The sequence below is a fragment of the Pantoea sp. X-Soil-ISGK-259 genome (genome assembly GCF_059730705.1).
On the sequence record NZ_AP035986.1, the window covers coordinates 384,364 to 408,662 of the forward strand.

25 protein-coding genes, 1 tRNA gene and 2 pseudogenes are annotated in these 24,299 nt (G+C 54.3%); 17 read left to right on the plus strand and 11 right to left on the minus strand.

Annotated elements, in window-relative coordinates:
- Window positions 1-892 precede the first annotated feature (892 nt).
- The 9 genes and pseudogenes from tssB (at window position 893) to AC6I77_RS01750 (ending at window position 7,211) form a co-directional block, all read left to right on the plus strand.
- The gene (gene tssB, locus AC6I77_RS01710) at window positions 893-1,393 is read left to right on the plus strand and encodes a type VI secretion system contractile sheath small subunit (protein ID WP_003855638.1); all 501 of its coding nucleotides are present in this window, start codon (window positions 893-895) and stop codon (window positions 1,391-1,393) included.
- Between the two features lie 24 nt (window positions 1,394-1,417).
- On the plus strand, window positions 1,418-2,965 hold the full coding sequence (tssC, locus tag AC6I77_RS01715) for a type VI secretion system contractile sheath large subunit (RefSeq protein WP_438477251.1): 1,548 nt from the start codon (window positions 1,418-1,420) through the stop codon (window positions 2,963-2,965).
- Window positions 2,966-2,982: 17 nt separating this feature from the next.
- Window positions 2,983-3,057, plus strand: a pseudogene (locus tag AC6I77_RS01720) (hypothetical protein); the annotation flags it as partial.
- Window positions 3,041-3,199: pseudogene (locus tag AC6I77_RS01725) on the plus strand (type VI secretion system baseplate subunit TssF); the annotation flags it as partial. The pseudogenes AC6I77_RS01720 and AC6I77_RS01725, both read left to right, overlap by 17 nt.
- Window positions 3,163-4,248 (plus strand): type VI secretion system baseplate subunit TssG, encoded by a 1,086-nt coding sequence (tssG, locus tag AC6I77_RS01730; RefSeq protein ID WP_314509791.1) that lies wholly within the window; start codon window positions 3,163-3,165, stop codon window positions 4,246-4,248. The pseudogene AC6I77_RS01725 and the gene tssG, both read left to right, overlap by 37 nt.
- Window positions 4,226-4,771: a type VI secretion system lipoprotein TssJ gene (gene tssJ, locus AC6I77_RS01735; protein WP_003855571.1), complete on the plus strand. Its 546-nt coding sequence runs from the start codon at window positions 4,226-4,228 to the stop codon at window positions 4,769-4,771. The genes tssG and tssJ overlap by 23 nt, the downstream gene beginning before the upstream one ends.
- On the plus strand, window positions 4,771-5,226 hold the full coding sequence (tssE, locus tag AC6I77_RS01740) for a type VI secretion system baseplate subunit TssE (RefSeq protein ID WP_003855573.1): 456 nt from the start codon (window positions 4,771-4,773) through the stop codon (window positions 5,224-5,226). The genes tssJ and tssE overlap by 1 nt, the downstream gene beginning before the upstream one ends.
- Before the next feature lie 14 nt (window positions 5,227-5,240).
- On the plus strand, window positions 5,241-5,711 hold the full coding sequence (locus tag AC6I77_RS01745) for a hypothetical protein (protein WP_003855575.1): 471 nt from the start codon (window positions 5,241-5,243) through the stop codon (window positions 5,709-5,711).
- A 108-nt stretch (window positions 5,712-5,819) separates the two neighbouring features.
- Entirely contained in the window at window positions 5,820-7,211 is a 1,392-nt protein-coding gene (locus AC6I77_RS01750) for a VasL domain-containing protein (protein ID WP_438477250.1), read from the plus strand.
- A gap of 534 nt (window positions 7,212-7,745) precedes the next feature.
- Here AC6I77_RS01750 and AC6I77_RS01755 read toward each other — a convergent pair.
- The 6 genes from AC6I77_RS01755 to aspA form a co-directional block, all read right to left on the minus strand.
- Window positions 7,746-7,821 (minus strand) — tRNA-Phe (locus AC6I77_RS01755).
- A 107-nt stretch (window positions 7,822-7,928) separates the two neighbouring features.
- Window positions 7,929-8,507 (minus strand): division control transcriptional repressor DicD, encoded by a 579-nt coding sequence (gene dicD / locus AC6I77_RS01760; RefSeq protein WP_003848326.1) that lies wholly within the window; start codon window positions 8,505-8,507, stop codon window positions 7,929-7,931.
- A gap of 62 nt (window positions 8,508-8,569) precedes the next feature.
- The gene (locus AC6I77_RS01765) at window positions 8,570-10,270 is read right to left on the minus strand and encodes a protein-disulfide reductase DsbD (protein ID WP_438477249.1); all 1,701 of its coding nucleotides are present in this window, start codon (window positions 10,268-10,270) and stop codon (window positions 8,570-8,572) included.
- Window positions 10,246-10,560 carry a divalent cation tolerance protein CutA gene (gene cutA / locus AC6I77_RS01770; RefSeq protein WP_003848322.1) on the minus strand — a complete coding sequence of 105 codons (315 nt, stop codon included), beginning with the start codon at window positions 10,558-10,560 and terminating at the stop codon, window positions 10,246-10,248. Before cutA ends, AC6I77_RS01765 begins: the two co-directional genes overlap by 25 nt.
- Window positions 10,561-10,624: 64 nt before the next feature.
- On the minus strand, window positions 10,625-11,926 hold the full coding sequence (locus AC6I77_RS01775; protein WP_008925391.1) for an anaerobic C4-dicarboxylate transporter: 1,302 nt from the start codon (window positions 11,924-11,926) through the stop codon (window positions 10,625-10,627).
- Window positions 11,927-12,037: 111 nt separating this feature from the next.
- Complete coding sequence (gene aspA / locus AC6I77_RS01780) at window positions 12,038-13,474, minus strand: aspartate ammonia-lyase (protein WP_003848319.1); 1,437 nt, start codon at window positions 13,472-13,474, stop codon at window positions 12,038-12,040.
- A 328-nt stretch (window positions 13,475-13,802) separates the two neighbouring features.
- Between aspA and AC6I77_RS01785 the strand changes: the two genes are divergently transcribed.
- The 4 genes from AC6I77_RS01785 to AC6I77_RS01800 all read left to right on the plus strand — a co-directional run bounded on the left by AC6I77_RS01785 (window position 13,803) and on the right by AC6I77_RS01800 (window position 17,157).
- Window positions 13,803-14,264: an FxsA family protein gene (locus AC6I77_RS01785; RefSeq protein WP_181405311.1), complete on the plus strand. Its 462-nt coding sequence runs from the start codon at window positions 13,803-13,805 to the stop codon at window positions 14,262-14,264.
- Window positions 14,265-14,493: 229 nt separating this feature from the next.
- Window positions 14,494-14,787: a co-chaperone GroES gene (locus AC6I77_RS01790; protein ID WP_003848316.1), complete on the plus strand. Its 294-nt coding sequence runs from the start codon at window positions 14,494-14,496 to the stop codon at window positions 14,785-14,787.
- 49 nt (window positions 14,788-14,836) lie between these two features.
- Window positions 14,837-16,486 carry a chaperonin GroEL gene (groL, locus tag AC6I77_RS01795; RefSeq protein ID WP_003848314.1) on the plus strand — a complete coding sequence of 550 codons (1,650 nt, stop codon included), beginning with the start codon at window positions 14,837-14,839 and terminating at the stop codon, window positions 16,484-16,486.
- A 323-nt stretch (window positions 16,487-16,809) separates the two neighbouring features.
- Window positions 16,810-17,157, plus strand: coding sequence for a DUF4156 domain-containing protein (locus AC6I77_RS01800; protein ID WP_008925394.1), 348 nt, complete (start codon window positions 16,810-16,812; stop codon window positions 17,155-17,157).
- Window positions 17,158-17,210: 53 nt separating this feature from the next.
- Here the strand turns inward: AC6I77_RS01800 and epmB are convergent, their stop codons facing one another.
- Entirely contained in the window at window positions 17,211-18,239 is a 1,029-nt protein-coding gene (gene epmB, locus AC6I77_RS01805) for an EF-P beta-lysylation protein EpmB (RefSeq protein WP_033743098.1), read from the minus strand.
- Between the two features lie 43 nt (window positions 18,240-18,282).
- Between epmB and efp the strand changes: the two genes are divergently transcribed.
- The 3 genes from efp to AC6I77_RS01820 all read left to right on the plus strand — a co-directional run bounded on the left by efp (window position 18,283) and on the right by AC6I77_RS01820 (window position 19,268).
- Complete coding sequence (efp, locus tag AC6I77_RS01810) at window positions 18,283-18,849, plus strand: elongation factor P (RefSeq protein ID WP_008925396.1); 567 nt, start codon at window positions 18,283-18,285, stop codon at window positions 18,847-18,849.
- A gap of 51 nt (window positions 18,850-18,900) precedes the next feature.
- Window positions 18,901-19,032: an entericidin A/B family lipoprotein gene (locus tag AC6I77_RS01815; protein ID WP_003848306.1), complete on the plus strand. Its 132-nt coding sequence runs from the start codon at window positions 18,901-18,903 to the stop codon at window positions 19,030-19,032.
- A gap of 101 nt (window positions 19,033-19,133) precedes the next feature.
- Entirely contained in the window at window positions 19,134-19,268 is a 135-nt protein-coding gene (locus AC6I77_RS01820) for an entericidin A/B family lipoprotein (RefSeq protein WP_003848302.1), read from the plus strand.
- A gap of 55 nt (window positions 19,269-19,323) precedes the next feature.
- Here AC6I77_RS01820 and AC6I77_RS01825 read toward each other — a convergent pair whose 3' ends face one another.
- On the minus strand, window positions 19,324-19,848 hold the full coding sequence (locus tag AC6I77_RS01825) for a lipocalin family protein (RefSeq protein ID WP_039658952.1): 525 nt from the start codon (window positions 19,846-19,848) through the stop codon (window positions 19,324-19,326).
- 135 nt (window positions 19,849-19,983) lie between these two features.
- Here AC6I77_RS01825 and epmA point away from each other — a divergent pair, with 135 nt between their 5' ends.
- Entirely contained in the window at window positions 19,984-20,961 is a 978-nt protein-coding gene (gene epmA / locus AC6I77_RS01830) for an elongation factor P--(R)-beta-lysine ligase (RefSeq protein ID WP_008925398.1), read from the plus strand.
- Window positions 20,962-21,112: 151 nt separating this feature from the next.
- Here the strand turns inward: epmA and degS are convergent, their stop codons facing one another.
- From degS to zapG, 3 genes are all read right to left on the minus strand, one after another.
- Entirely contained in the window at window positions 21,113-22,174 is a 1,062-nt protein-coding gene (gene degS, locus AC6I77_RS01835; protein ID WP_003848295.1) for an outer membrane-stress sensor serine endopeptidase DegS, read from the minus strand.
- Window positions 22,175-22,263: 89 nt separating this feature from the next.
- Complete coding sequence (degQ, locus tag AC6I77_RS01840; protein WP_008925399.1) at window positions 22,264-23,637, minus strand: serine endoprotease DegQ; 1,374 nt, start codon at window positions 23,635-23,637, stop codon at window positions 22,264-22,266.
- A gap of 110 nt (window positions 23,638-23,747) precedes the next feature.
- Window positions 23,748-24,149 carry a Z-ring associated protein ZapG gene (zapG, locus tag AC6I77_RS01845; protein WP_003848291.1) on the minus strand — a complete coding sequence of 134 codons (402 nt, stop codon included), beginning with the start codon at window positions 24,147-24,149 and terminating at the stop codon, window positions 23,748-23,750.
- Window positions 24,150-24,299: the final 150 nt, after the last annotated feature.

Genomic DNA, 24,299 nt, shown 5'->3' on the forward strand with positions numbered 1-24,299 from the left:
TAATTTACTTAAAGCCCGGAACGATGGCTGACAGGAAAAGTAAGCAGCAGAGCATGAGGGGTTCCAGAAATCCGATTACCTGTGCAGAGATATAGTACCTGGACTCATGACCGCCGGAGCATTAAATAATTCTGTTAAACGCTGCACATCTCATCATTGTCTGACTCACTCTGTCTGCATCCGAACGATTGTTGTTCCTGCTCATGTTTATTCAGCAGCGGCTAACATGTGCAGGTCGCAGACGTGATTTCTATTTCCCCCTCATTCATATCGTGTCATTGCACGCGTCATTTCACTATTCCGGAAACAATCTGTTAACCAGCGTTGTCATTTTAGTTCAGCAAAATAAATAACACCGATTTAACCAAGCGATTAATTTTTATTGAAACACAGTAAATGCTGTTTGTTTTTTTAAATATTTATCTTCTCCTGCTTCCCGTTTATTGAATAAAGCCATAAATCAGATATTTCGCGCAACTGATGGAAAATCGTACTGCTTAGTGATTAATGTAAATCAGCCGCTTACTGCACACCCTTATTCTGTAAGACCTTATCGGGATTCGCAGGAAAATTCTTATAAATCATCATGATGATTCGGGCTTGTTAAAATCAGCATCGGTAATATTCTGTTACATCTTTCCGTTTACGCTCAGGCATTCAACGTTCCTACACTCCGCCTACTGGGTTTTATCTGAATTTTTTCATTTCAGACAAATGACTCAGAAATACCGTGTCGACATGCTGGTGAAGGGAATACGCCCGCTTTTAATTCCGGATTTCTGATTTACGTCGGATGACGTGAAACGTGAAGCTGTTCTGGCCGGGTCTTACTTTTCCGTTTATTTCTCACTGGCACTGACCGCTTCTGTCAATTCATAGAACAGGGACAACCATGTCTGACTCTTCCTTTCAGTCCGAAATACCCAAAGCGCGCATTAATTTAAAACTTGATTTGCACACGGGAGGCGCAGGCAAAAAAACCGAGCTCCCGCTGAAATTACTGGTGGCGGGCGACTTCAGTAACGGTCAGGCGTCTGCGCCCCTGTCCGAGCGCAAAAAAATTAACCTGAATAAAAATAACTTTGACGCCGTGCTTTCTGAATATTCCCCGAAAGTAAACCTGACGGTTAAAAACACGCTGGCCGGTGACGGCAGCGAAGACAACATCAGCCTGACCTTCCGTAGCATGAAGGATTTCACCCCGGAGCAGGTCTCCCGCCAGATTCCCCAGCTGAAAGCCATGCTTTCCATGCGAAGTTTACTGCGTGATTTAAAGGCGAACCTGCTGGACAACCAGACGTTCCGCAAAGCACTGGAAAACATCCTGCTCGACCCGACGCTAAGCGCAGAGCTCAGAGCCGAACTTTCAGCCCTGGCCCCTGAACAGCCATAACGATTTAACGGATTAATAAGGAAGATGCTGATGTCTGTACAAAACGGCAGTGCCGCGGCTGGCGAAGGTGTGGTGCAGGAACGTCCTGCAGCCGGCGGGATTTATGCCTCGCTGTTTGAAAAAATCAATCTGACGCCGGTCGCCGCGCTGAGTGCGCTGGACACCTGGCAGGACGCGCAGGCGATGTCGGAGGCCACGGCGGACGAGCGGCTGACGGCGGGCATGCAGGTTTTTCTGGAGTGCCTGACCAGGGCGGGCTCAAAGGTTGAAAAACTCGACAAACACCTGATTGACCACCATATCGCGGAGCTGGACTGGCAGATTAGCCGCCAGCTTGACGCCGTCATGCACCATGAGGCCTTTCAGGCAACAGAGAGCCTGTGGCGCGGCGTCAAATCCCTTGTCGACAAAACCGATTTCCGCCAGAACGTGAAGATTGAGCTGCTGGATATGTCCAAAGAAGACCTGCGTCAGGACTTCGAAGACAGCCCGGAAATCATCCAGAGCGGCCTCTATAAACACACCTATATCGATGAGTATGACACGCCGGGCGGGGAGCCGGTTGCCGCGCTGATTTCCGCTTACGAATTTGATGCGTCTGCGCAGGATGTCGCCCTGCTGCGCAGTATTTCCAAAGTGTCTGCCGCCGCGCACATGCCGTTTATCGGCTCTGCCGGCCCGAAATTCTTCCTGAAAGAGAGCATGGAGGAGGTGGCGGCCATCAGGGACATCGGCAACTACTTTGACCGCGCCGAATACATCAAGTGGAAATCGTTCCGCGAGACGGACGATGCCCGCTACATCGGTCTGGTGATGCCGCGCGTGCTGGGCCGGCTGCCGTACGGCCCGGACACCGTGCCGGTGCGCAGCTTCAGCTACGTGGAGGAAGTGAAAGGCCCGGATCACGACAAATACCTGTGGACCAGCGCCGCGTTTGCCTTTGCGTCCAACATGGTGCGCAGCTTCATCAGCAACGGCTGGTGTGTGCAGATCCGTGGCCCGCAGGCCGGGGGCGCCGTTCAGGACCTGCCGATTCATCTGTACGATCTGGGTACGGGTAATCAGGTGAAGATCCCGTCAGAGGTGATGATCCCGGAAACCCGCGAATTTGAGTTCGCAAACCTGGGCTTCATTCCGCTCTCTTACTATAAGAACCGCGATTACTCCTGCTTCTTCTCGGCAAACTCCACGCAGAAGCCTGCCCTGTATGACACCGCCGATGCGACGGCCAACAGCCGCATCAATGCCCGTCTGCCGTACATCTTCCTGCTGTCGCGTATTGCCCACTACCTGAAGCTGATCCAGCGCGAAAACATCGGCACCACCAAAGACCGCCGGCTGCTGGAGCTGGAGCTCAATACCTGGGTTCGCAGTCTGGTCACGGAGATGACCGATCCGGGCGACGAGCTGCAGGCCTCACACCCGCTGCGCGATGCGAAAGTGGTGGTGGAAGACATTGAGGATAACCCGGGCTTCTTCCGCGTGAAGCTGTATGCGGTGCCGCATTTTCAGGTGGAAGGGATGGACGTCAACCTGTCACTGGTTTCCCGGATGCCGAAGGCAAAATCGTAAGCTAAGGCAGGAAGCCAATGAGAACGGAACAGCCGTTATGGGGAAGAGGCGTGATGGTCTCTCCCCAGCACTTCCAGCAACAGGTCGCGCATCTGTTTATTTGGCGAGATGCTGAGTCGCTTCTTCGCGCTCTACACCGATATCTACCTGTTTAACCGCCTGATTATTATCCTGCAACCGACCGGAGAACGCCTGCAATGGGAAGAAAAGCACAACCGCCGCATTCCCGGCTGAGCCCGCGACTGGAAGCTGATCTTCACCGCATTAACTTTTACCGTTTATGTCAGCTGCTGGAGAAGCGTAATCCCGGCGGGCCGCTAATGGGCTCAACCAATCATCCGGCGGATGACCCGGTGCGATTTGCACCGCATCCGGGAATGGGGTTTCCGGTCAGTGAACTGAAAGCTGTCGACTATGACGAGGCTGATGACAGCAGGCCTCCGCTCATCCGAACAACCTTTATGGGGATGTATGGTGTCGATTCCCCCTTGCCGACCACCTATCTTGATGACATCACTCAGCGCCGTGAAGGGCATGAAGCGCTGCAGGGGTTTCTGGATATCTTCAGCCACCGCATCCTGACGCAGTTTTACCGCATCTGGCGTAAATATTCTTACCCGGCCACATTTGAGCCCGGCGGGACCGACACCATTTCGCAGTCGCTTCTGGGTCTGGTGGGGCTGGGTATTCCCGGCACCGCTAACCATATTGCCACACCCGTCTCCCGCTTTCTGGCGCTGCTGGGTGTGCTGCAACAGCCCGGTAAAACCCAGGAGGGGATGCAGGGACTGGTGACTTTGCTGGCCCCGGATACCACTGTGCAGGTCAGTCCTTACTGTCTTCGGCCTGTGGAGGTCAGTCAGCCTCTGGGGTTTTACGGTGATAACGATTTTCTGCTGGACGGTAACACGCCGCTTGGCGAAGAGGCGATGGATGCCAACAGCCAGTTGCTGATTGCTCTGTCCACAGATAATGAGCAGGAGTCGCAAAGCTGGAAGCCGGATGGCCTGCTGTATCAGGATTTTCTGGTGATGCTGCGCGTTTATCTTGGCTGGCGTTTTAAGGCAAAAATCACCCTGACCACCCGGACTCATCTGCTGGCCGCTCCACCGCTCGGCGACGGTCCTTTCTGGTTGGGTATGAACGGCGTACTGGGTGTGGAGAGAGATAATCTGCCGGACGACATCCCGCAGACTTTTACCACGGAACTGGGCTATTACACCGGCCTGCAGCCCGCTACACCACAACAAGGAAACCGACATGTTACGTACACATTTGATTAATCCCGCGTGCTGGCTACCTGCACTGCTGGCATGCAGTCTGACGGGCTGCGGGGTAACGCAGGGCATCACTGAGGGCACCAAATCGGCATTTAACGCTCTGTTTTATAAAAAGATTAATGTGCTGCATCTGGATTTCACCGCACGTGAAGCGCTGAACACCGATTCACGGGAAAGTAACTCGCTGTCTGAACCGGTGGTGGTCCGGGTTTACCAGCTGAAAGACCGCAATAACTTTGACAAAACGGTCTACCAACAGCTGCTGAAAGAGGGAGAGGCCATTCTGCAAGCCGACCTGCTTGCCAGCCGTGATGTGGTGGTGAAGCCGGGCGGTGATGTCAGCCTGAATATGCCGATGGAGGCCGACGCGCAGTTTGTGGCGGTGGTGGGATTGTTCCGCCACCCGGATACTGACAACAACACCTGGAAGCGGGTGTTACAGCGTGAAGACCTCGATCCCGATAAGCCGCGCATTCTTGAAGCGGGTAACAATCATCTGACACTACTGCCGTTCAAGGACCGCTGATGACCCAGGGACATAACACACCTTCGCTGTATGAAATGCTCACCGGCCATTTCACCGGTGGCCTTGGTCTCAACCAGGTCAGTGAGGAAAATCAGCTCATCCTGTCAGTACTCGATAATATGCAGCGCATCCTTAACTGCCGTGCCGGCACGCTTGCACATCTGCCGGATTACGGCCTGCCCGATATGACCAGAATTCTGCAGGGGATGCCGGGAACGGCCCATGAGCTGATGGGCACGCTGTCGGCCGTGCTGCTCAAATATGAACCCCGATTGAAAAAGATAGATGTTGTTCTTCAGCAGCAGAATATTCCCGGCGAACTGCGCTATGCCATTGACGCTGAACTTAAAGGGGTTGGACTGGTGCGATATGGCACGGAGTTTATGCCCGAAGGGCGTGTTCTCCTGCGCCATCTTAAACAGCAGCAGTATCTCGACACAGCAACCCGTATGTAAGGTCAGGCAACACCATGACAGTAAAATCGCAGTTCCTCAAAAAACTACGGGCCAGACAACCCGCGCCTGTCTCGTTTACCAGCAAAACGCAGGCCGATATCGCGGAGTTTCGCCTGCGAATGACGCAGCTTCAGGAGCAGATCGACGTGTGGCTGGTGGATACCGGACTGAAGGTAGAGACGCTCAGTACATCCGTGACGGACCTGCTGGTGGAGAGTGGGGTTTTTGATATTTCTGCTATCGTTCTGCGTCACGACGACAGGATCGTAAAGTTTATGCCGCTATTTCTTTACGGTCAGGGCGTGACCGGATGTGTGGAGGTGACGCTCCATGCAGCAGGCGGCATAACGTTCCTGGGGCGTTTGTGCATGCGGTCAGGTAATTCGGGTGGCTGGTCTTTTATGTCGCCAGATGCTTTATCTCTGCCTGTACAGCATTTCGATGAAAGCACGTTTTTTAATCTGATTCTGGCGCTCCTGCCGTAGCGGTCAGTACCACTATTTCTGCAGAATCACACAATCTGAAAGCGAATCCGCAACTCCCTATACAAACCCTCTTCCACTGTTTCAGATCCGTCAAATGGACAACCTGTCATGAATGACATCACCCAACGTAAAATTAAAACCGGTGGCGATCCGCGTACGCTATCGGATTACGCCGCCCTTCGCGATGAACTGAGTAAGCTGACACATCCGGCGCGTCCTGATGTTAACTGGCATTATGTCGAAAAACTCTGCCTCTCGCTGTTTGAACAAAATGGAGTGGAGCTACAGACAGTGGCCTGGTATACGCTGGCCCGCACGCAGCTAACCGGATTATTCGGTCTCAATGAAGGGCTGGCGATACTGGAAGCCCTGATAAGTCACCAGTGGGGTGCGCTATGGCCTCAGCCTGTCCATGCTCGTATGGAAATTCTCAGCAGTCTGAGTCAGCGTCTGCATCAACTGATGCGTATGATCCCGCTGAATTACAGCGACCTCAGCCAGCTTTATCATGCAGAGCAAAAACTTACCCGGCTGGGAGAAGTATTACAGCGTCTGGAGCTTAAGCATCTGAGCCAGCTTGATACCCTGCGAACACTGCTGCACAACAGTGCTGTCCGGCTGGAAAACAGTGATGATACAACCTGTTCAGGGTTAAAAAATCAGTCTGGTATTGTGTCGCCAGCTTCCGTGACGAATGCGGCTGCCGCATCCACCAGAGAGCATACGGATGGTTCGCCTGAAGATATCCAGACGCCAGGCGGCACAGTGAAATGGGTGTACGTTGCGCAGCCGGAACCGCAGCCGAATGTGGATGTGCTGGCGACAGTGCCCACGCCGGTGAAACAGTGGAAATCCTTTACGGCCGGGATGTGTACCATGCTGCTGATAAGCGCTGCCGCATTGTGGAGCTGGCACCTTATTCAACGGCCTTCCCCGCTGAGGGTTCAGCTTGCCGCCTCGCTGGCACCATTACCTGCAGTTCTTGCGCCTGACAAACTGGCGCAATTACGCCAGCAGTCTCCACTACCCGAGGAACTCCTCACTCAGACGCAGCAGCAGCTTGCCCGGCTGGATGAATTACCTGCTGACTGGAATATTGACTATAGCCGGATGTTGATTGAGCAGGCCAGGGTACTGTGGCCAGAGCAGGCAACATCTATGGCATTGCACTGGCAGCAACAGCTTAACGCTGCAGCACTACCGACAGACCGCCTGAATGGCTGGCATGAGGGGATGACAGCGCTACAGAAATTGAGTGACAGGCTAAACGGGCTGGATGAGAAGAAGGGAAAATATATGACGGTGAGTGAGCTGAAGTCAGTGGTCTTTTCCTCAATGCAGTCATTTAATCGATCCATACCGGCTGAGGAGCAACTGCGCGAGTTGTCCGCAAATCCTGCCGGTTTACCCTTGCCTGTCACAGCCAGAGTTCAACTGGAGATGCACCTGAAACAATTGATAGCCCGCTATGCGGCAATTAAACAGACCGCTAAAGAGTAAGCGCGGGAGAAACTCGTTAATTCATCCGTTTACCCAAAGAAATATGGCGGGCGATCTGACCCACCACCAGAGATCACTGACCATCAAACGGAGTCAGGCACGAAATGCGGATCGGCTTTAGCGAAGATGAGTGGCATAAAAAAGTATTGCTGAGGTGTAGAATCTGGCGCTCCAGAACGCAAAAAAACCGCCAGAGGCGGGTTTCTTTAAATTTTGGTGCCCGAACCCGGACAAAAATGCCGGGAGCATTTTTGCCTCGCGCGCCTGCGCGACCCGGAGGGCGAGCCACAGGATGTGGCGAGTATATCGAACCTTCGATAACGGGTTCGCCTCAGCACGCAAAAAACCCGCCAGAGGCGGGTTTCTTTAAATTGTGGTGCCCGAACCCGGACAAAAATGCCGGGAGCATTTTTGCCTCGCGCGCCTGCGCGACCCGGAGGGCGAGCCACAGGATGTGGCGAGTATATCGAACCTTCGATAACGGGTTCGCCTCAGCACGCAAAAAACCCGCCAGAGGCGGGTTTCTTTAAATTGTGGTGCCCGAACCCGGAATCGAACCAGGGACACGGGGATTTTCAATCCCCTGCTCTACCGACTGAGCTATTCGGGCAACGGGGCGCATTAAACCGTAAAGGCCGCGGGTCGTCAACGGCTTTCACTAAAAAACCCCAGGAAACGTGACTGATTGCCTGAATTTCAGTCAAAGCGGGTAAAACCTCAGGCCAGCGCGCCATTTTTGCGGCACAGCGCGATGCTGTAGACATCCTCCGCCAGCCGCTGAGCGGTGGCGACATCCTGCACATTACGCTTCACCAGTAGCCTGCTCAGACAACCTTCAAGGATCAGTTCCATCTGATCGGCCACCATACCTGGGTTATCCAGCTCCTGTTGCACCAGAATGTCATGGGTGAACTGCCATGAGCCGCGTTTTTGCTGCTCGGCCAGTTGATGGATGGGCTGATCGGGCTGAGGGTAGAAGCTACAGGCGGCGATAAACAGGCAGCCCGGGAAACGGCCTTTGCTGACCTGCTCACTCAGGACTTCATAGCGTGCCATCAGTTTCTGATCCGGCGACAGAGATTCATCCAGCAGAATCTGACGGCGCCAGGTTTCAATCTGCTGGCCGTGATAGCGGAGCGCATCATAAAGCAGCGCGTCGCGATCGGGCCAGAACTGCTGAAGCCGATCAAGCGTTAATTCAGTCTCTCCCGCCAGGGTTTCCAATGAGAGGGTGGCGGCGAGGCCGTTCTGTTCAAGCACATTCAATGCATGCTCGAGTATCTGTTCACGCTGCAAGTGACTCTCCTCTGGTATGCAGGCCCGGCAATTTCGCCGGGCAATGACCTGTCCAGTGTTGTTTATGGGGTAAGTTTCTGCAAATGCGCCTGGAAATCGGCGGCATTGAGAAACCCGGTGATGCGCGAGTCGGGGATTTCACGGCCCTGCGCATCAAAGAACAAAATGGTCGGTAAGCCCAGCACCCTAAGGTGCTGCAACAGCGCGTTGTCGCTGGCGCTGTTGGCTGTGACGTTAGCCTGTAGTAGCTTTACCTTGCTCAGGCTATCGCGCACGGCGCTATCACTAAAGGTATATTTTTCAAACTCCTTGCAGGCGACGCACCAGTCTGCGTAGAGATCGACCATAGTGATGCGACCATGTGCCTGCTGCAGCGCGCTATCGAGTTGTTGCGGCGTCTGGAGGGACTGGAACGGCAGCGGTGCCACAGCATGCTGTACCGCCTGACCGCCAAATGCCCAGTCCTGTAACGGACGTGCGCTGATTAACGCCGCAGCCAGCATGACAATCTGCACCACGCGCCACTTACCGCTGCTGGCACGCAGGCTGACGCTGAACGCCCAGCCAAAGAACGCCACGCCAAGCAGACTCCAGAGTCGCAATCCCCACACGTCGCCCAGTACCCGTTCCAGCAGGAAGACTGGCAACGCCAGGATGACAAAACCAAAGCCCTCTTTGACGGTTTGCATCCACGGACCGCTTTTCGGCAGCAGTCGATTTCCAGACAGGGTTACAGCGATCAGCGGTAATCCCATGCCGACCGCGTAGAGCCACAGCGTCCCGGCACCGGCCCAAAGATTTCCGCTCTGCGCGATATAAAGCAAAATAGCGCTAAGCGGGGCAGTGGTGCAGGGCGAGCAGATCAAGCCGGCCAGCGCGCCCATCAGAAAGACGCCGGGCAGCGATCCCCCCTGCTGACGATTGCTCCACAGTGTCAGACGGGTTTGCAGGCTCGAGGGCAGTTGCAGCGTAAACAGGCCGAACATCGACAGGGCCAGCACGATAAACAGCACGGAGAGCGTCAACAGCACATATGGGTGCTGCAACGCGGCCTGGAAGCGCAGGCCCGCGGCCGCGACCACCAGGCCCAGCAGCGTATAGGTCAGCGCCATTCCCTGAACATAAACCATCGCCAGCGCAAATAGCCGGCCCAGCGAATAGTGGCGATTTCCGCCCAGGATAATGCCGGAGATCAGCGGATACATCGGCAGCACACAGGGCGTAAATGCCACGCCGATGCCGATCAGCAGCGCCCAGAGCGGGGAAAAGGGCAGCGGATTAGAGGGCGTGGGCTGTGCACTGACCGGCGCAGGTGCGCTGCTGGCTGCTACCGCACTCACCGGTACGCTGCGCGTCTCGGGGGGGTAACAGAACCCGGCGGCGGCACAACCCTGATATGTCACGCTGAGTGTGGCACTGGTGCCCGCCTGTTGCAGTATCACAGGCAGCGTCAGGTCCTGCGGATAGATCTCACTTTTGCCAAAGAATTCATCCTCATGCGGCTGACCAGCCGGTAGCGTCAGCGGCGCGAGGGTCGCGTTCTGCGGCGTGATGTGGATTTGCTGGCGATAGAGGTAATAGCCCGATTTCACTTTCCAGTGCAGATTAAGCTGAGCGCCCTGCTGGTCGAAGTCAAACGTAAACGCCTGATCAACGGGCACAAAGCGGCTGGTCGCCGGATTAGAAAAGAGGGATGCGTGCGCCTGCAGACAGATAAACAGCGTCAGCAGAAGCGTAATTAAGCGAGAGATGCGTGCAGCCATGACAAGTATTCACTATCTCCATGTTGAACCGGCAGCGCCAGCAATTCGGGGACATCGTAAGGGTGTGCTTCTTTAAGCAATTCACACAGCGCCTGCTGATGATCGCTGTCGCACTTCAGCAGCATCTGGATTTCGCTGCTCTTCTCCATTTTGCCCTGCCAGAGATACCAGGATGTGGCACCCGGCAGCAGTGTCACGCAGGCTGCCAGTCTGGCCTCCAGCGCTAAGGCGGCAAGATGGTCTGCCGTGGCCTGATCAGGCGCAGTGCAGAGGATAACGACAGCATTCATCCTGAGACTCCTGTTTAAAAGAGCGGCGATGATAGCACGCTCCATCCGTAACACGATGAGCGGGCTATAACAACAACCCACCGAAGACGAAGCCAGAGAGCACCGACAGCGCAATGGCAATTACCCCTGGAATGATAAAGGCATGGTTAAAGACAAACTTGCCAATCCGGGTTGAGCCCGTGTCATCCATCTCAACGGCGGCCAGCAGGGTCGGGTAGGTCGGCAGCACAAACAGCGCCGAAACGGCGGCGAAGGAGGCGATGGCCGTCAGCGGCGTCACGCCCAGCAGCAGCGCGGCGGGCATCAGGGCTTTGGTGGTGGCGGCCTGCGAATAGAGCAGCATCGAAGCGAAGAAGAGCACCAGTGCCAGCATCCATGGATAGGTTTTTAGCGTATCTCCTGCCAGCATCTGAATCTCGGCCAGATGCGCTTTTACAAAGGTGTCACCCAGCCAGGCGACGCCCATTACGCAGATACAGGCGCTCATGCCGGATTTAAAGGTGCTGGCGCTGAGGATCTCACTGGTATCGAGTTTGCAGGTCAGGCTGATCAGTGTGGCGATGGTCAGCATAAACACCACAATCGCTTCATTGCGCGGCAGCGGTGGATTGACGATTAACCCGACGCTGGCGCTGGTTGCGGTGGCATAGAGCACCACAGCCACAATGCCCGTCAGAAACAGCAGCACCGATTTTTTCGCGCCCGGTTTTGCCTGGTAACGGCTGGCGCCGCGCAGCGTGACTTCGCCTTTGGCGAGGCGGGCCTGATAAACCTCATCATCTTTCAGCTCACGGCCTAAGAAGTTAGTCACCAGCGCGGCCAGGAAGAGACCCACCATGGTTGAGGGGATGGCAATCGCCAGCAGGGTGATATAGCCGATACCGCGCGGTTCAAGCAGTGTGGCGAAGAAGACCACGGCGGCTGAAATCGGTGACGCAGTAATCGCTATTTGTGAAGCCACTACCGCAATCGACAGCGGCCGGGAAGGGCGTACGCCTTGCTCCTTCGCCACTTCCGCAATCACTGGCAGCGTCGAGAACGCGGTATGACCCGTACCGGCCAGTAGCGTCATCAGGTAGGTGACCAGCGGGGCCAGCAGCGTGACATGGCGAGGATGACGCCGCAGCAGGCGTTCAGCCAGGCTGACGAGATAATCCATGCCGCCCGCCACCTGCATCGCAGCGATAGCCGCGATCACCGCCATGATGATTTCAATCACATCGAACGGGATAGCGCCGGGTGCCATGCCAAATCCCAGCGTCAGGATCAACACGCCCATCCCGCCAGCAAAGCCAATGCCAATGCCGCCAAGACGTGCGCCCAACCAGATCGCCATCAAGACGATAATCAGCTCAACCACAAACATGAATCACTCCTGAACATTAAATCGGTAAAACCGGGGTGTGCTGTGTACCAAAAAAAAAGGCACACCGTGTTGATCGCGGTGTGCCTTTGGTTAACCAGCGTCGGTTAAGCCTTACTGTTCGTTTTCATCGGTATAACGTTTGGCTTTATAAACCGGGTACATCAGGTTCTGTACCGAGAAGATATCGTCCAGCTCACTTTCCGTCAGCAGACCACGCTCCAGCACGACCTCTCGCACGCTTTTACCGGTTTCCGCACAGATTTTGCCGACGATGTCGCCGTTGTGGTGGCCGATGTAAGGGTTGAGGTAAGTGACGATACCAATCGAGTTAAAGACATAGGCTTCGCACACTGCGCGGTTGGCGGTAATGCCGTTGACGCACTTCTCCAGCAGGTTGTAGCAGGCGTTAGTCAGGATGCTGATTGACTCAAACAGCGCCTGGCCAATGACAGGCTCCATCACGTTGAGCTGTAACTGACCCGCTTCAGAGGCCATCGTGACGGTGATGTCATTGCCAATCACTTTAAAGCAAACCTGGTTTACCACTTCCGGCACCACCGGATTGACCTTGGCTGGCATGATGGAGGAGCCCGCCTGCAGCTCTGGCAGGTTGATTTCGTTCAGACCCGCGCGCGGACCGGATGAGAGCAGGCGCAGGTCGTTACAGATTTTGGAGAGCTTCACGGCCAGACGTTTGAGTGACGAATGGACCATCACATAAGCGCCGCAGTCAGAGGTGGCTTCAATCAGATCTTCCGCCGGTACTACTGGCAGGTTGCTGACTTCCGCCAGACGCTGTACAGCCAGATGCTGATAGCCATCCGGCGTATTGAGACGGGTACCGATGGCAGTCGCGCCCAGGTTCACTTCCAGCAGCAGTTCAGCGGTGCGCAGAATACTTTTGGTTTCTTCGTTCAGCAGTACGCTGAACGCGTGAAACTCCTGACCGAGAGTCATCGGCACGGCATCCTGTAGCTGGGTGCGGCCCATTTTCAGGATGGTCTGGAATTCATCAGCTTTGTGCTGGAAGCCTTCGGCCAGCTGGCTGATGCCATCAAGCAGTTTCAGCAGCGAGCTGTAGACCGCGATGCGGAAACCGGTTGGATAGGCGTCGTTGGTAGACTGGCATTTGTTCACATGATCGTTGGGGTTGAGGTACTGATATTCCCCTTTCTGGTGGCCCATCAGCTCCAGGCCGATGTTCGCCAGCACCTCATTGGTGTTCATGTTGACCGAGGTTCCGGCACCGCCCTGATAGACATCAACAGGGAACTGGTCCATACAGCGGCCGTTGTTCAGCACTTCGTCGCAGGCTTTAATGATGGTATCGGCAATGTTGCGCGGAATAGTCTGCAGCTCTTTATTGGCCATCGCCGCTGCTTTTTTGACCATCACCATGCCACGGACAAATTCAGGAATGTCACTGATTTTGCTGTTGCTGATATAAAAGTTCTCAATCGCACGCAGAGTATGAACGCCATAGTAGGCATCCGCCGGAACTTCGCGCATGCCTAACAGGTCTTCTTCGATACGAATGTTGTTCGCCATGATAACCTTCTTATTGTTGCCGCTAACCATCACAAAGGATGTGTTTATTTTGTCGTGGTGTGCCCGTGCCGACATATTATCCGTCTTCAAAGGGGCGTGTGCGATCATATTCTGATGCTTAAGAAAAGCACGCATGCAGATCACTTAATGCTGCAGTCTGGTTAACGATATGTGAAGTTGGTTACAAAATTAACCCCGCAGGATAAATTTGATACGATCGGTTGAAAATGGCGGCGCGGGTGCCCATCTCTTTTCTTATCATCCTCAGGATGAATGCTTTCTGCTGACCGGCACGCTGCCGTTCAGCCCCTACTTACAGGAGAGTACGGTGCGCTGGATACCGTTATTAGTCTTTTTTATTCTGGCCTGGATAGAGATTTCACTCTTCATTCAGGTGGCACACGTCATGGGCGTGCTGCTTACCATGCTTCTGGTGGTGTTCACCTCGTGCATCGGGGTGTCGCTGGTCAAAAATCAGGGCATGAAGAACTTTATGCTGATGCAGGAGAAGCTGGCGCGTAATGAAAGCCCGGCCAGTGAGATGATAAAAAGCGTGTCACTGATCATCGCGGGCTTCCTGCTGCTGTTGCCTGGCTTCTTCACTGATCTGCTGGGTCTGTTGCTGTTGCTGCCACCGGTGCAGAAGCATCTGACGCTGAAACTGATGCCCCATCTGCGCGTCTGGCGCGGACCGGGTGCTGGCCCTGACAGCGGCTATACCATGGATGGCGAGTTCGAGCGTAAAAATAGCGATCGCCTTGAGCACCATGACGATCACAAGGATCGTTAACCGCAGTTTAAGCCTCTGAAAGCGCAACCTCCGGGTTGCGTTTTTTATTTACCCCATCATCTGTTTAAAAAGTCACCACTTATCACATCCGGATAAAAAAATTTGTTGTCCGCCCCCTTGAAAGTGGGTGGTGGCGGCCCTATCTCTCTGGTCACGAGGCCGGAAGCCATGCAGCCCGGTGTTCAACCCCAAAACTGAATGATTGGACTTCTCAAAGGAGAGCTATCAAATGAAAATTCGTCCATTGCACGATCGCGTCATCGTCAAGCGTAAAGAAGTTGAAGCTAAATCAGCTGGCGGCATCGTGCTGACCGGTTCAGCAGCCGGTAAATCCACCCGTGGTGAAGTTCTGGCTGTCGGCAATGGTCGCATCCTTGAGAGTGGCGACGTTAAGCCGCTGGACGTGAAGGTTGGTGACGTCGTGATCTTCAATGAAGGTTACGGTGCTAAAACCGAGAAAATCGACAACGAAGAGGTGCTTATCATCTCTGAGAGCGACATTCTGGCCGTTGTTGAAGCGTAATTTTTACGCGTAATTCACTGAACGAAACGAATTTAAGGGATATTTAAAGATGGCAGCTAAAGACGTAAAATTCGGTAATGACGCACGCGTAAAAATGCTGCGTGGCGTGAACGTACTGGCAGATGCAGTAAAAGTTACCCTGGGCCCGAAAGGCCGTAACGTGGTTCTGGATAAATCTTTTGGTGCACCGACCATCACTAAAGATGGTGTTTCTGTGGCACGTGAAATCGAGCTGGAAGACAAGTTCGAGAACATGGGCGCGCAGATGGTGAAAGAAGTGGCCTCTAAAGCGAACGACGCTGCAGGCGACGGCACCACCACTGCAACCGTACTGGCTCAGTCTATCATCACCGAAGGCCTGAAAGCGGTCGCAGCGGGTATGAACCCGATGGATCTGAAGCGCGGTATCGACCAGGCGGTTATCGCTGCAGTTGAGAAACTGAAAGCGCTGTCTGTGCCTTGCTCAGACTCTAAAGCCATTGCGCAGGTGGGTACGATCTCTGCTAACTCCGATGAAACTGTAGGCCAGCTGATTGCTCAGGCGATGGAAAAAGTCGGTAAAGAAGGCGTGATCACCGTTGAAGAAGGCACCGGCCTGCAGGATGAGCTGGATGTGGTTGAAGGTATGCAGTTTGATCGCGGCTACCTCTCTCCTTACTTCATCAACAAGCCAGAAACCGGTGCGATTGAACTGGAATCTCCGTTCATCCTGCTGGCTGACAAGAAAATTTCTAACATCCGTGAAATGCTGCCAGTGCTGGAAGCCGTTGCGAAAGCAGGCAAACCACTGCTGATCATCGCGGAAGATGTTGAAGGCGAAGCGCTGGCAACGCTGGTGGTTAACACCATGCGTGGCATCGTGAAAGTGGCTGCTGTGAAAGCACCAGGCTTCGGCGACCGTCGTAAAGCGATGCTGCAGGATATCGCTATTCTGACCGGTGGTACCGTGATCTCTGAAGAAATCGGTATGGAGCTGGAAAAAGCGGCTCTGGAAGATCTGGGCCAGGCTAAACGCGTTGTGATCAACAAAGACACCACCACCATCATCGACGGTGTGGGTGAAGAAGCGACAATCCAGGGCCGTGTCACCCAGATTCGTCAGCAGATCGAAGAAGCAACCTCTGACTACGACAAAGAAAAACTGCAGGAGCGCGTAGCGAAACTGGCAGGCGGCGTAGCCGTTCTGAAAGTAGGCGCAGCAACTGAAGTTGAAATGAAAGAGAAGAAAGCCCGCGTTGAAGATGCGCTGCACGCAACCCGTGCTGCTGTAGAAGAAGGCGTGGTTGCAGGTGGTGGTGTGGCGCTGGTTCGCGTTGCAGCACAGCTGGCGGATCTGCGTGGTCAGAACGAAGATCAGAACGTCGGTATCAAAGTTGCGCTGCGCGCGATGGAATCTCCACTGCGTCAGATCGTGTCTAACGCCGGTGAAGAGCCATCTGTTGTTGCTAACAACGTGAAAGCGGGCGACGGTAACTACGGTTACAACGCGCAGACTGAAGAGTATGGCAACATGATCGACTTCGGTATCCTGGACCCAACCAAAGTGACCCGTTCTGCTCTGCAGTACGCGGCCTCAGTTGCAGGTCTGATGATCACCACCGAATGTATGGTCACTGACCTGCCTAAAGGCGACGCACCTGATTTAGGCGGCGGCGCTGGCGGTATGGGTGGCATGGGCGGTATGGGCGGCATGATGTAATTGCCGTTGACTGCTTAAGTCATCACAGAACCCCCGATCGGAAACGGTCGGGGGTTTTTCTTTTGGGCAGGAAAATAGTATAAGTAGTGTCGCAATCGTTCGTCTTTCCTCTTGATATCTTCCGCTGTCTGCACGCTGACTGCTGCCGCCTCGCCGGATGGACTTATTATCGTAAGTTACCGAGACGCGCCACTCTGCTGGCCTGAATACAGTATGAAATATGAAGATGATATAACGGGATTAAGGCAATGAATGTTCAGAAAAAAGAGATCTTTTTCTGCTACGCTGCCACCCGACTCTGATGATAATAAATGGGGATTACAATGCGGATTAACCTCTTGCTCGGACTGACGGCTGGCGCGTTATTGCTGGCGGGCTGCAGCAGCTCTACGCAACTCTCTTCAGCGGGGCAGCGTGTGACGTTTACCGATCAGCAGCCTGGCAATAACTGTCAGCTTCTGGGCAATATCACCGGCTCACAGAGCAACTGGCTGAGCGGTGCAGGCGGTGAAACCAGCGCACTGCGTGGTGCGGCCAATGATCTGCGCAATCGTGCAGCCGAGATGGGCGGCAACGTGATTTATGGTGCCACCAGCCCGACGCAGAATCTGTTGTCCGCGTTCGCGCCACTCGACAGCAAAATGACTGGCCAGGTTTATAAGTGCCCATAGTGTGAGTCGGGCATCCTACCGTATTCAACCGGCCAGCCTTGCGCTGGCCGTTTTTATTCCTGACGTAACTGCAAATCTAACGGTGTTTTACTCGGCTCACCGCCGATTTCACGCGCCAGCTTTGGCACCAGATAGCCGGAGACCTGTGACAACAGGGACCGAACCAGCTGGCGTGCCTCGTCGTCTGAGACAAAGAAATGCGCGGCGCCCTGGACTTTGTCCAGCACGTGCAGATAGTAGGGCAGAATACCGGCATCAAACAGCGCATTGCTCAGGGTAGCCAGCGTCTGGGCATTATCGTTGATGCCACGCAGCAGCACGCTCTGATTCAGCAGGGTCACACCGGCACGCTTCAGCCTGATCATCGACTCACGCAGCGCCTCATCAATCTCCTGCGCATGGTTAATATGCGTCACCATAATCACCTGCAGTCGGGTATCGCTTAGCATCTGACAGAGCTGTTCGGTAATACGCGCCGGTATAACGACCGGTAAGCGGCTGTGAATGCGCAGACGTTTGAGATGCGGGATCTGTTCCAGCGCGGCGATCAGCCAGGCGAGCTCATGATCTTTGGCCATCAGAGGATCGCCGCCGGAAAAAATGATCTCATCCAGCTCGGGATGTTCGGCGATATAGTCCAGTGCAGCCTGCCAGCTACGCTTATTGCCGGGATTATCCTGATAGGGAAAATGACGGCGGAAGCAGTAGCGGCAGTTAACGGCACAACCGCCTTTTACCAGCAATAATGCCCGGTTTCGGTATTTATGCAGCAATCCAGGCACAACGTTGCTTTGTTCATCGAGCGGATCGGTGCTATAACCTGGCGCATCGATGAATTCCTGGCGACGGGTCAGTACCTGAAGCAGCAGTGGGTCGTGCGCATCGCCTTTTTTCATCCGGCGGATGAACGCATGCGGTACCCGTAAGGCGAAAAGACGCCGCGCATCCGCACCTTCAGCCAGCTCGGTGTGCTGATCCAGGGCTAAAATCCGCAGTAATTCATCAGGTTCGGTGACAACATCCGCAAGTTGCTGCAACCAATCTTCTCTGGAAGGTGTTTTTAGGGTTACAATGTGTGCCATTTTTTTGGCTTAGTACCAGTGTCAATTTTCGTAGAGGGCCTTCATGGCGACTTATTCTAGCAACGATTTCCGTCCCGGTCTTAAAATCATGTTCGAAGGCGAGCCGTATGCCATCGAATCCAGTGAGTTCGTTAAACCGGGTAAAGGTCAGGCATTCGCACGCGTTAAAATGCGTCGCCTGCTGACGGGTTCTCGCGTTGAGAAAACTTTTAAATCTACCGACTCCGCCGAAGGCGCAGACGTTGTAGATACCAACCTGAACTACCTGTACAACGACGGTGAGTTCTATCACTTCATGCACCCGGAAAGCTTTGAGCAGTTCCAGGTTGAAGAGAAAACGGTAAACGATGCAGCGAAATGGCTGCAGGATAACGCTGAGTGTATCGTTACGCTGTGGAACGGTCGCCCGATCGCCGTTCAGCCGCCGAACTTTATCGAAGCTGAAGTTATCGAAACCGATCCCGGCCTGAAAGGTGATACTGCGGGTACTGGCGGCAAGCCAGCCAAGCTGTCTACCGGCGCCGTGGTGAAAGTGCCATTGTTCGTGCAAGAGGGCGAAGTGGTCAAAGTTGACACCCGCTCTGGCGAATACGTGTCACGCGTGAAATAAGATTCGCAGGCGCATCTCCGGATGCGCCTTTTTCTTGTCTGAGAGAAAAAAATGATCAAGCTGGCAAAATTAATCGCGTTCGCGTTGCTGGTCTCTTCTGCGTTAAGCGCCTGCAACACATTCCACGGTTTTGGCGAAGACGTCTCCCACTTAGGTGGTGCCATTTCCCGTGCGGCAAAATGACCTAACGGATTGTCTTTTTTAGAGTCGCGCCAGCAGCAACTGCCGTAAATCCGGCTATGCTTAAAGCGCTGTACTTTACATCCATCAAAAAGGACATTGTTATGTTAAAGAAAAGTATTGCCGCAATCTTCTCTGTACTGGTGCTCTCTTCTCTGCTGACGGCGTGTAATACAACACGTGGCGTCGGTGAAGATGTCGAAGCGGGTGGCCAGGCGATTCAGAACAGCACGAAGTAACCTGTTATTCCAACCGGTACGAAATGCTTTTCGTACCGGCTTGCCAGCTTTTGCACTATTTCTGTTTTACCCAGATTAACTCTTCCACCGGGAAACCGTTCTGACGTGCCTGTTCAACCAGTTTCTCTTTGACGCCCGGCTCCAGCTGCGGTGTGCGTGACAGTATCCAGAGATAGTGGCGATTCGGGCCGCACACCATCGCATAGCGATAATCGGGATCCAGTGCGATAACGTTGTAGCCGCCGTAGAAGGGGCCAAAGAAAGAGACCTTCAGGGATGCACGCTGTGGCTCACCAGTGAAATAGGCTTTGCCCACGCTCTCCTGCCAGCGCTGCTTTTTAACGTTGTAGCCACGATTGATCACTTTCAGACCGCCATCATCACGTGGGCTGTAGTTTGCCGTTACCTGTTCAAGGCCGCGCTCAAAAGGGTGATTAAGGCGGGCAATCTCATACCACTGACCAAGGTAGCGCTGGCTGTCGAAGTTATCTATGACCGTGACGTTTTTTGGCGGCGTGGTACTGCAGGCGACTGAGAGAAAAGCACTCAGGCTGGCAACAACTGTTTTCCATGGAGACATAGTGGGATTCCTTTGTGATTTAACCGCTTAAGTATAGAAGCTGAAACGCTGTTATTGGCAGCATAGGCGCGAGATTGTTTGCCACATGCATTGCAGGTAGACTTCCCACCCTAATTTGTATCAGGAGTCATCACCATGAGCGAAACGGCAAGCTGGCAACCAAGCGCATCCATCGCCAATTTGTTAAAACGCGCCGCTATTTTAGCTGAAGTGCGTCGTTTCTTTGCCGATCGCGGCGTGCTGGAAGTGGATACGCCGGCGATGAGTCAGGCAACGATTACCGATATCCATCTGGTGCCATTCCAGACGCGTTTTGTCGGGCCTGGCGCGGCGCAGGGGCGCGATCTCTGGCTGATGACCAGCCCGGAATATCATATGAAGCGCCTGCTGGCGGCAGGCAGTGGCCCGATTTACCAGATGGCGCGCAGCTTCCGCAATGAAGAGGCGGGACGTCACCACAACCCCGAATTCACCATGCTGGAGTGGTATCGTCCGCATTACGACATGTACCGCCTGATGAATGAAGTCGACGATCTGATGCAGCAGGTGCTGGAGTGTGACAGCGCAGAGTCGCTCTCTTATCAGCAGGCGTTTATCCGTCATCTGGAGCTGGACCCGCTGTCTGCGGATAAAGCGCAGTTACGTGAAGCGGCTGAGAAGCTGGGTGAAGGCGAGCTGGCGCGCGCAGAAGAAGATCGCGATACCTTACTGATGCTGCTGTTTATGCTGGGCGTGGAGCCGAAGATTGGTCAGGATAAACCCTGCTTCGTTTATCATTTCCCGGCCAGCCAGGCAGCACTGGCGGAGATCAGTACTGAAGATCACCGTGTGGCTGAGCGCTTCGAGGTCTATTACAAGGGCATTGAGCTGGCGAACGGTTTTCGTGAACTGACCGATAGCCGTGAGCAGCGTCAGCGCTTCGAGCAGGATAACCGTCGCCGTGCGGCGCGTGGCCTGCCTGTACATCCCATTGATACTTATCTGCTGGATGCACTGGCGCATGGTATGCCAGCCTGTTCGGGGGTCGCGCTGGGTGTTGATCGTCTGATCATGCTGGCGTTGAAAGCGGAGTCATTGAGTGACGTGATCGCGTTTCCGGTGGATCGCTGCTAATCGGTTATTCACAAACGGTGACGGAATAGTGGGGAAGGGTTGGCCCGGATGAAGAGCAAAGCGTCCGAGCCAGGATGGCGAGGCCGACCGCCATGGATGGCGGCCTTCTTTTCGATCAGCTGGGCCATCCCTGACCTGGCTCCGGTTTTAGCTAGTTACTATTGTCCGGAAATTCCTGAATGGTCACCGGCAGCGTCAGTTTCTGATCGTTGCGCAGCACCTGCACCTCAATCACTGAACCCGGGCGAATTTCTGCCACCTGATCCATCGTCTCCTGTGCGGAAATGGCCGGCTTGCCGTTTACACTGAGCAGCACATCGTTGGCCTGAATCCCGGCTTTATCTGCGGGCCCGTCTGGTGTGACCACACTGACAATGATGCCCTGAACCCGATCCAGATTGCTGCCCTGTCCATGCAGCGGCGGTAACTCACGCCCGGTAATGCCGATATAGCCGCGGATGACCCGACCATCACGAATCAGCTTATCCATGATTTTTGAGGCTAAGACCGTTGGAATGGCGAAACCAATTCCTTCCGGTGTTTCACCATCATTGCTCTTATCAAAGGTCAGGGTATTAATACCCATCAGCTCGCCGAGCGAGTTAATCAGCGCACCGCCGGAGTTACCCTGGTTGATTGAGGCATCGGTCTGCAGGAAGTTCTGTCGGCCTGACGAACTCAGACCTACGCGGCCCGTGGCGCTGATAATGCCCTGCGTCACCGTCTGACCGAGGTTGTAAGGATTGCCGATCGCCATCACCACATCACCAATGTGCGGCTGACGGTTTGGATTAATCGGGATAACCGGCAGGCCGGAGGCCGTAATCTTGAGAACCGCCAGGTCGGTCATTCCATCGGAACCCACCAGCGTCGCTTCAAAGAAGCGGCCATCCTGCAGCGCCACGATGATCTGATCAGCATTGTTGATAACATGCTTGTTGGTAAGGATGTAGCCTTTAACATTCATGATCACCCCTGAACCCAGGGTAGTGATCCCACGATTGTTGTTGGTGTGGGCGCTGCGATTGTAAACGTTCACGACAGCAGGCACGGCGCGTCGCACCCCTTGATTGAAGCTAAAGGGCGTTTCGTCGGTAATATTTTCGTGGTTATAAAGGGCGTCGCTGCCCATACGTAGTGCAGGCAGTGCTGCGAGCAAAATACCCGCCACAATCAGGCCCAGCACCACGGCACGCAAGAGTTTAAGAAACATGGTGTTAAATCACGCCAGGGGAGATCGCAGGGGAGAATAGCATGAGAGCGGCGGACACACACGTGCTTGTGTCCGCCGTAATGCGAGGTTTATCTCAACAACAGATAGATACTTTCATCGCCACGCACTACATTCAGAGCCAGCACCGGCGGTTTACCCTCCAGTATTTTACGCATTTCAGCAATGGTCTGAACCCGGTTGCGGTTAACACCGATAATCACATCATCTTTCTGCAGACCCACCTGCTCAGCGGGTGTGCCTTTCTCGATGGTATCGACCTTCACGCCTTTATCCCCGGTTTTCGTCTGTCCATCACTCAGGGTTGCGCCCTGAAGCGCAGGGGACATCAGCTGTGCGCTCGCGGTAGTCTGGGCGCTCTGCTCCAGCGTGACGGTAACCGTTAACGGTTTCCCTTCACGCAGCAGGCCGAGTTTGACCTGTTCGCCTGGCGGTGTGGTGCCGACTTTTACGCGCAACTCAGCGAAGCTGGTAATCGGCTTATCGTTGATGGACGTAATAATATCGCCTGACTTCACGCCCGCTTTCTGTGCGGCAGACTGCGGTAAGACTTCAGAAACAAAGGCACCGCGCTGCGCATCGACATTAAAGGCCTTAGCCATATCGGCCGTCATTTCAGTGCCTTTAATACCCAGCTGACCACGCTTCACTTCACCGAACTTGATCAGCTGCTGCGCGAGGTTCATAGCCATATCACTGGGAATGGCGAAGCCGATACCGATGTTTCCGCCGCTGGAGGCGAGAATAGCGGTATTGATACCGATCAGCTCGCCGTTAAGATTGACCAGCGCACCGCCTGAGTTACCGCGGTTAATCGCAGCATCGGTCTGAATAAAGTTTTCCAGCCCTTCCAGGTTCAGGCCGCTACGGCCCAGCGCAGAGATAATCCCGGACGTGGCGGTCTGTCCCAGACCAAACGGGTTACCGATCGCCACCGCGAAGTCGCCCACTTTCAGCTGATCAGAATCCGCAACTTTCACCTGCGTAAGGTTTTTCGCGCCCTGAATCTGAATCAGCGCGATATCGGTCTGCTCATCATGGCCGATCAGTTTGGCATCATATTCGCTGCCGTCGCCAAGCTGTACGCTGATCTTATCAGCACCGTTGACCACATGATTGTTGGTCAGTACGTAACCTTTGGCGGCATCAATAATGACGCCAGACCCCAGACCTTCAAACGGTTGAGGCTGGCTATTCCCGCCAGGCATCTGGCCGAAAAAGCGCTTAAGCGGTTCAGGAATATCCTGAGCCTGTGCACCTGAATCGGTGCCTTCCACGTGAACACTGACCACGGCGGGTAACACTTTCTCCAGCATCGGCGCCAGACTCGGCAGCGGCTGGCCCGCAATTTGTGCTGGCAGCGTTGCCATCGCGTCTGGCGCGGCGGCAAGACTCATCCCAATACTCAGGGCTAATGCGCTAAACAGGCGTGCTTGTTTTTTCATTGCTACAACGCTCTCGCTGCAAAAGGTGGGAGGAATTAATCAATGTGACAGTCGTTTGCGGTCAGGGTTCGCAAATTCAGTGGGCGCAGACAGGCTGCGCCCCAAAAAGATTAGTCGCGGGCAGGGCGCTCGCCACGCAGTAAACCCGATGCGCCTTCAGAGTAGTCGCGCGGCATCTGCACCGGGACCTGATCGTTATCCGCTTCAGCTTCAGTCAACTGATACGCAAACGGATTTTTCTGCCCAGGCAGATTTGGCAGCAGGTCATTGGAGCCTTTTGCCATGTGCTGATAGAGCTGACGATAATCACGCGCCATGTTGTCCAGCAGCTCCGCGCTCTGCGCGAAGTGGTTGGTCAGTTCTTCGCGATAATCAGCCAGCTCCGCTTTCGATTTTTCCAGCTCATACTGCATGCTGCGCTGCTCACGCAGCTTTTTGTTGCCAAAACGCATGGCGACTGCGCCGACAATAATACCTACCACTAAACCAATTAGCCCGTATTCCCAGGTCATAATGACTCCCGTGTTATTTCCATTGTTCCGTAGGGCATTGCACCATTTCAATAATAGTCACTATACCCGTTAATCTTATGGATGTGGAACTCTGGAGCAGCATGGCTTAGTGTAGAACGGCCTTTTTTTCAGCAACCGTGGTATGAATCA

What these genes read in the sequence shown, in the direction of transcription:
- tssJ (WP_003855571.1), top strand. Translation starts at nt 4,226, where the DNA reads ATGTTACGTACACATTTGATTAATCCCGCGTGCTGGCTACCTGCACTG.
- AC6I77_RS01820 (WP_003848302.1), top strand. Translation starts at nt 19,134, where the DNA reads ATGTTAAAGAAAAGTATTGCCGCAATCTTCTCTGTACTGGTGCTCTCT.
- efp (WP_008925396.1), top strand. Translation starts at nt 18,283, where the DNA reads ATGGCGACTTATTCTAGCAACGATTTCCGTCCCGGTCTTAAAATCATG.
- epmB (WP_033743098.1), bottom strand. Translation starts at nt 18,239, where the DNA reads ATGGCACACATTGTAACCCTAAAAACACCTTCCAGAGAAGATTGGTTG.
- AC6I77_RS01800 (WP_008925394.1), top strand. Translation starts at nt 16,810, where the DNA reads ATGCGGATTAACCTCTTGCTCGGACTGACGGCTGGCGCGTTATTGCTG.
- epmA (WP_008925398.1), top strand. Translation starts at nt 19,984, where the DNA reads ATGAGCGAAACGGCAAGCTGGCAACCAAGCGCATCCATCGCCAATTTG.
- AC6I77_RS01765 (WP_438477249.1), bottom strand. Translation starts at nt 10,270, where the DNA reads ATGGCTGCACGCATCTCTCGCTTAATTACGCTTCTGCTGACGCTGTTT.
- aspA (WP_003848319.1), bottom strand. Translation starts at nt 13,474, where the DNA reads ATGGCGAACAACATTCGTATCGAAGAAGACCTGTTAGGCATGCGCGAA.
- tssG (WP_314509791.1), top strand. Translation starts at nt 3,163, where the DNA reads ATGGGAAGAAAAGCACAACCGCCGCATTCCCGGCTGAGCCCGCGACTG.
- cutA (WP_003848322.1), bottom strand. Translation starts at nt 10,560, where the DNA reads ATGAATGCTGTCGTTATCCTCTGCACTGCGCCTGATCAGGCCACGGCA.
- zapG (WP_003848291.1), bottom strand. Translation starts at nt 24,149, where the DNA reads ATGACCTGGGAATACGGGCTAATTGGTTTAGTGGTAGGTATTATTGTC.
- AC6I77_RS01815 (WP_003848306.1), top strand. Translation starts at nt 18,901, where the DNA reads ATGATCAAGCTGGCAAAATTAATCGCGTTCGCGTTGCTGGTCTCTTCT.
- AC6I77_RS01775 (WP_008925391.1), bottom strand. Translation starts at nt 11,926, where the DNA reads ATGTTTGTGGTTGAGCTGATTATCGTCTTGATGGCGATCTGGTTGGGC.
- tssE (WP_003855573.1), top strand. Translation starts at nt 4,771, where the DNA reads ATGACCCAGGGACATAACACACCTTCGCTGTATGAAATGCTCACCGGC.
- degQ (WP_008925399.1), bottom strand. Translation starts at nt 23,637, where the DNA reads ATGAAAAAACAAGCACGCCTGTTTAGCGCATTAGCCCTGAGTATTGGG.
- tssC (WP_438477251.1), top strand. Translation starts at nt 1,418, where the DNA reads ATGCTGATGTCTGTACAAAACGGCAGTGCCGCGGCTGGCGAAGGTGTG.
- AC6I77_RS01750 (WP_438477250.1), top strand. Translation starts at nt 5,820, where the DNA reads ATGAATGACATCACCCAACGTAAAATTAAAACCGGTGGCGATCCGCGT.
- AC6I77_RS01790 (WP_003848316.1), top strand. Translation starts at nt 14,494, where the DNA reads ATGAAAATTCGTCCATTGCACGATCGCGTCATCGTCAAGCGTAAAGAA.
- AC6I77_RS01825 (WP_039658952.1), bottom strand. Translation starts at nt 19,848, where the DNA reads ATGTCTCCATGGAAAACAGTTGTTGCCAGCCTGAGTGCTTTTCTCTCA.
- groL (WP_003848314.1), top strand. Translation starts at nt 14,837, where the DNA reads ATGGCAGCTAAAGACGTAAAATTCGGTAATGACGCACGCGTAAAAATG.
- degS (WP_003848295.1), bottom strand. Translation starts at nt 22,174, where the DNA reads ATGTTTCTTAAACTCTTGCGTGCCGTGGTGCTGGGCCTGATTGTGGCG.
- tssB (WP_003855638.1), top strand. Translation starts at nt 893, where the DNA reads ATGTCTGACTCTTCCTTTCAGTCCGAAATACCCAAAGCGCGCATTAAT.
- AC6I77_RS01745 (WP_003855575.1), top strand. Translation starts at nt 5,241, where the DNA reads ATGACAGTAAAATCGCAGTTCCTCAAAAAACTACGGGCCAGACAACCC.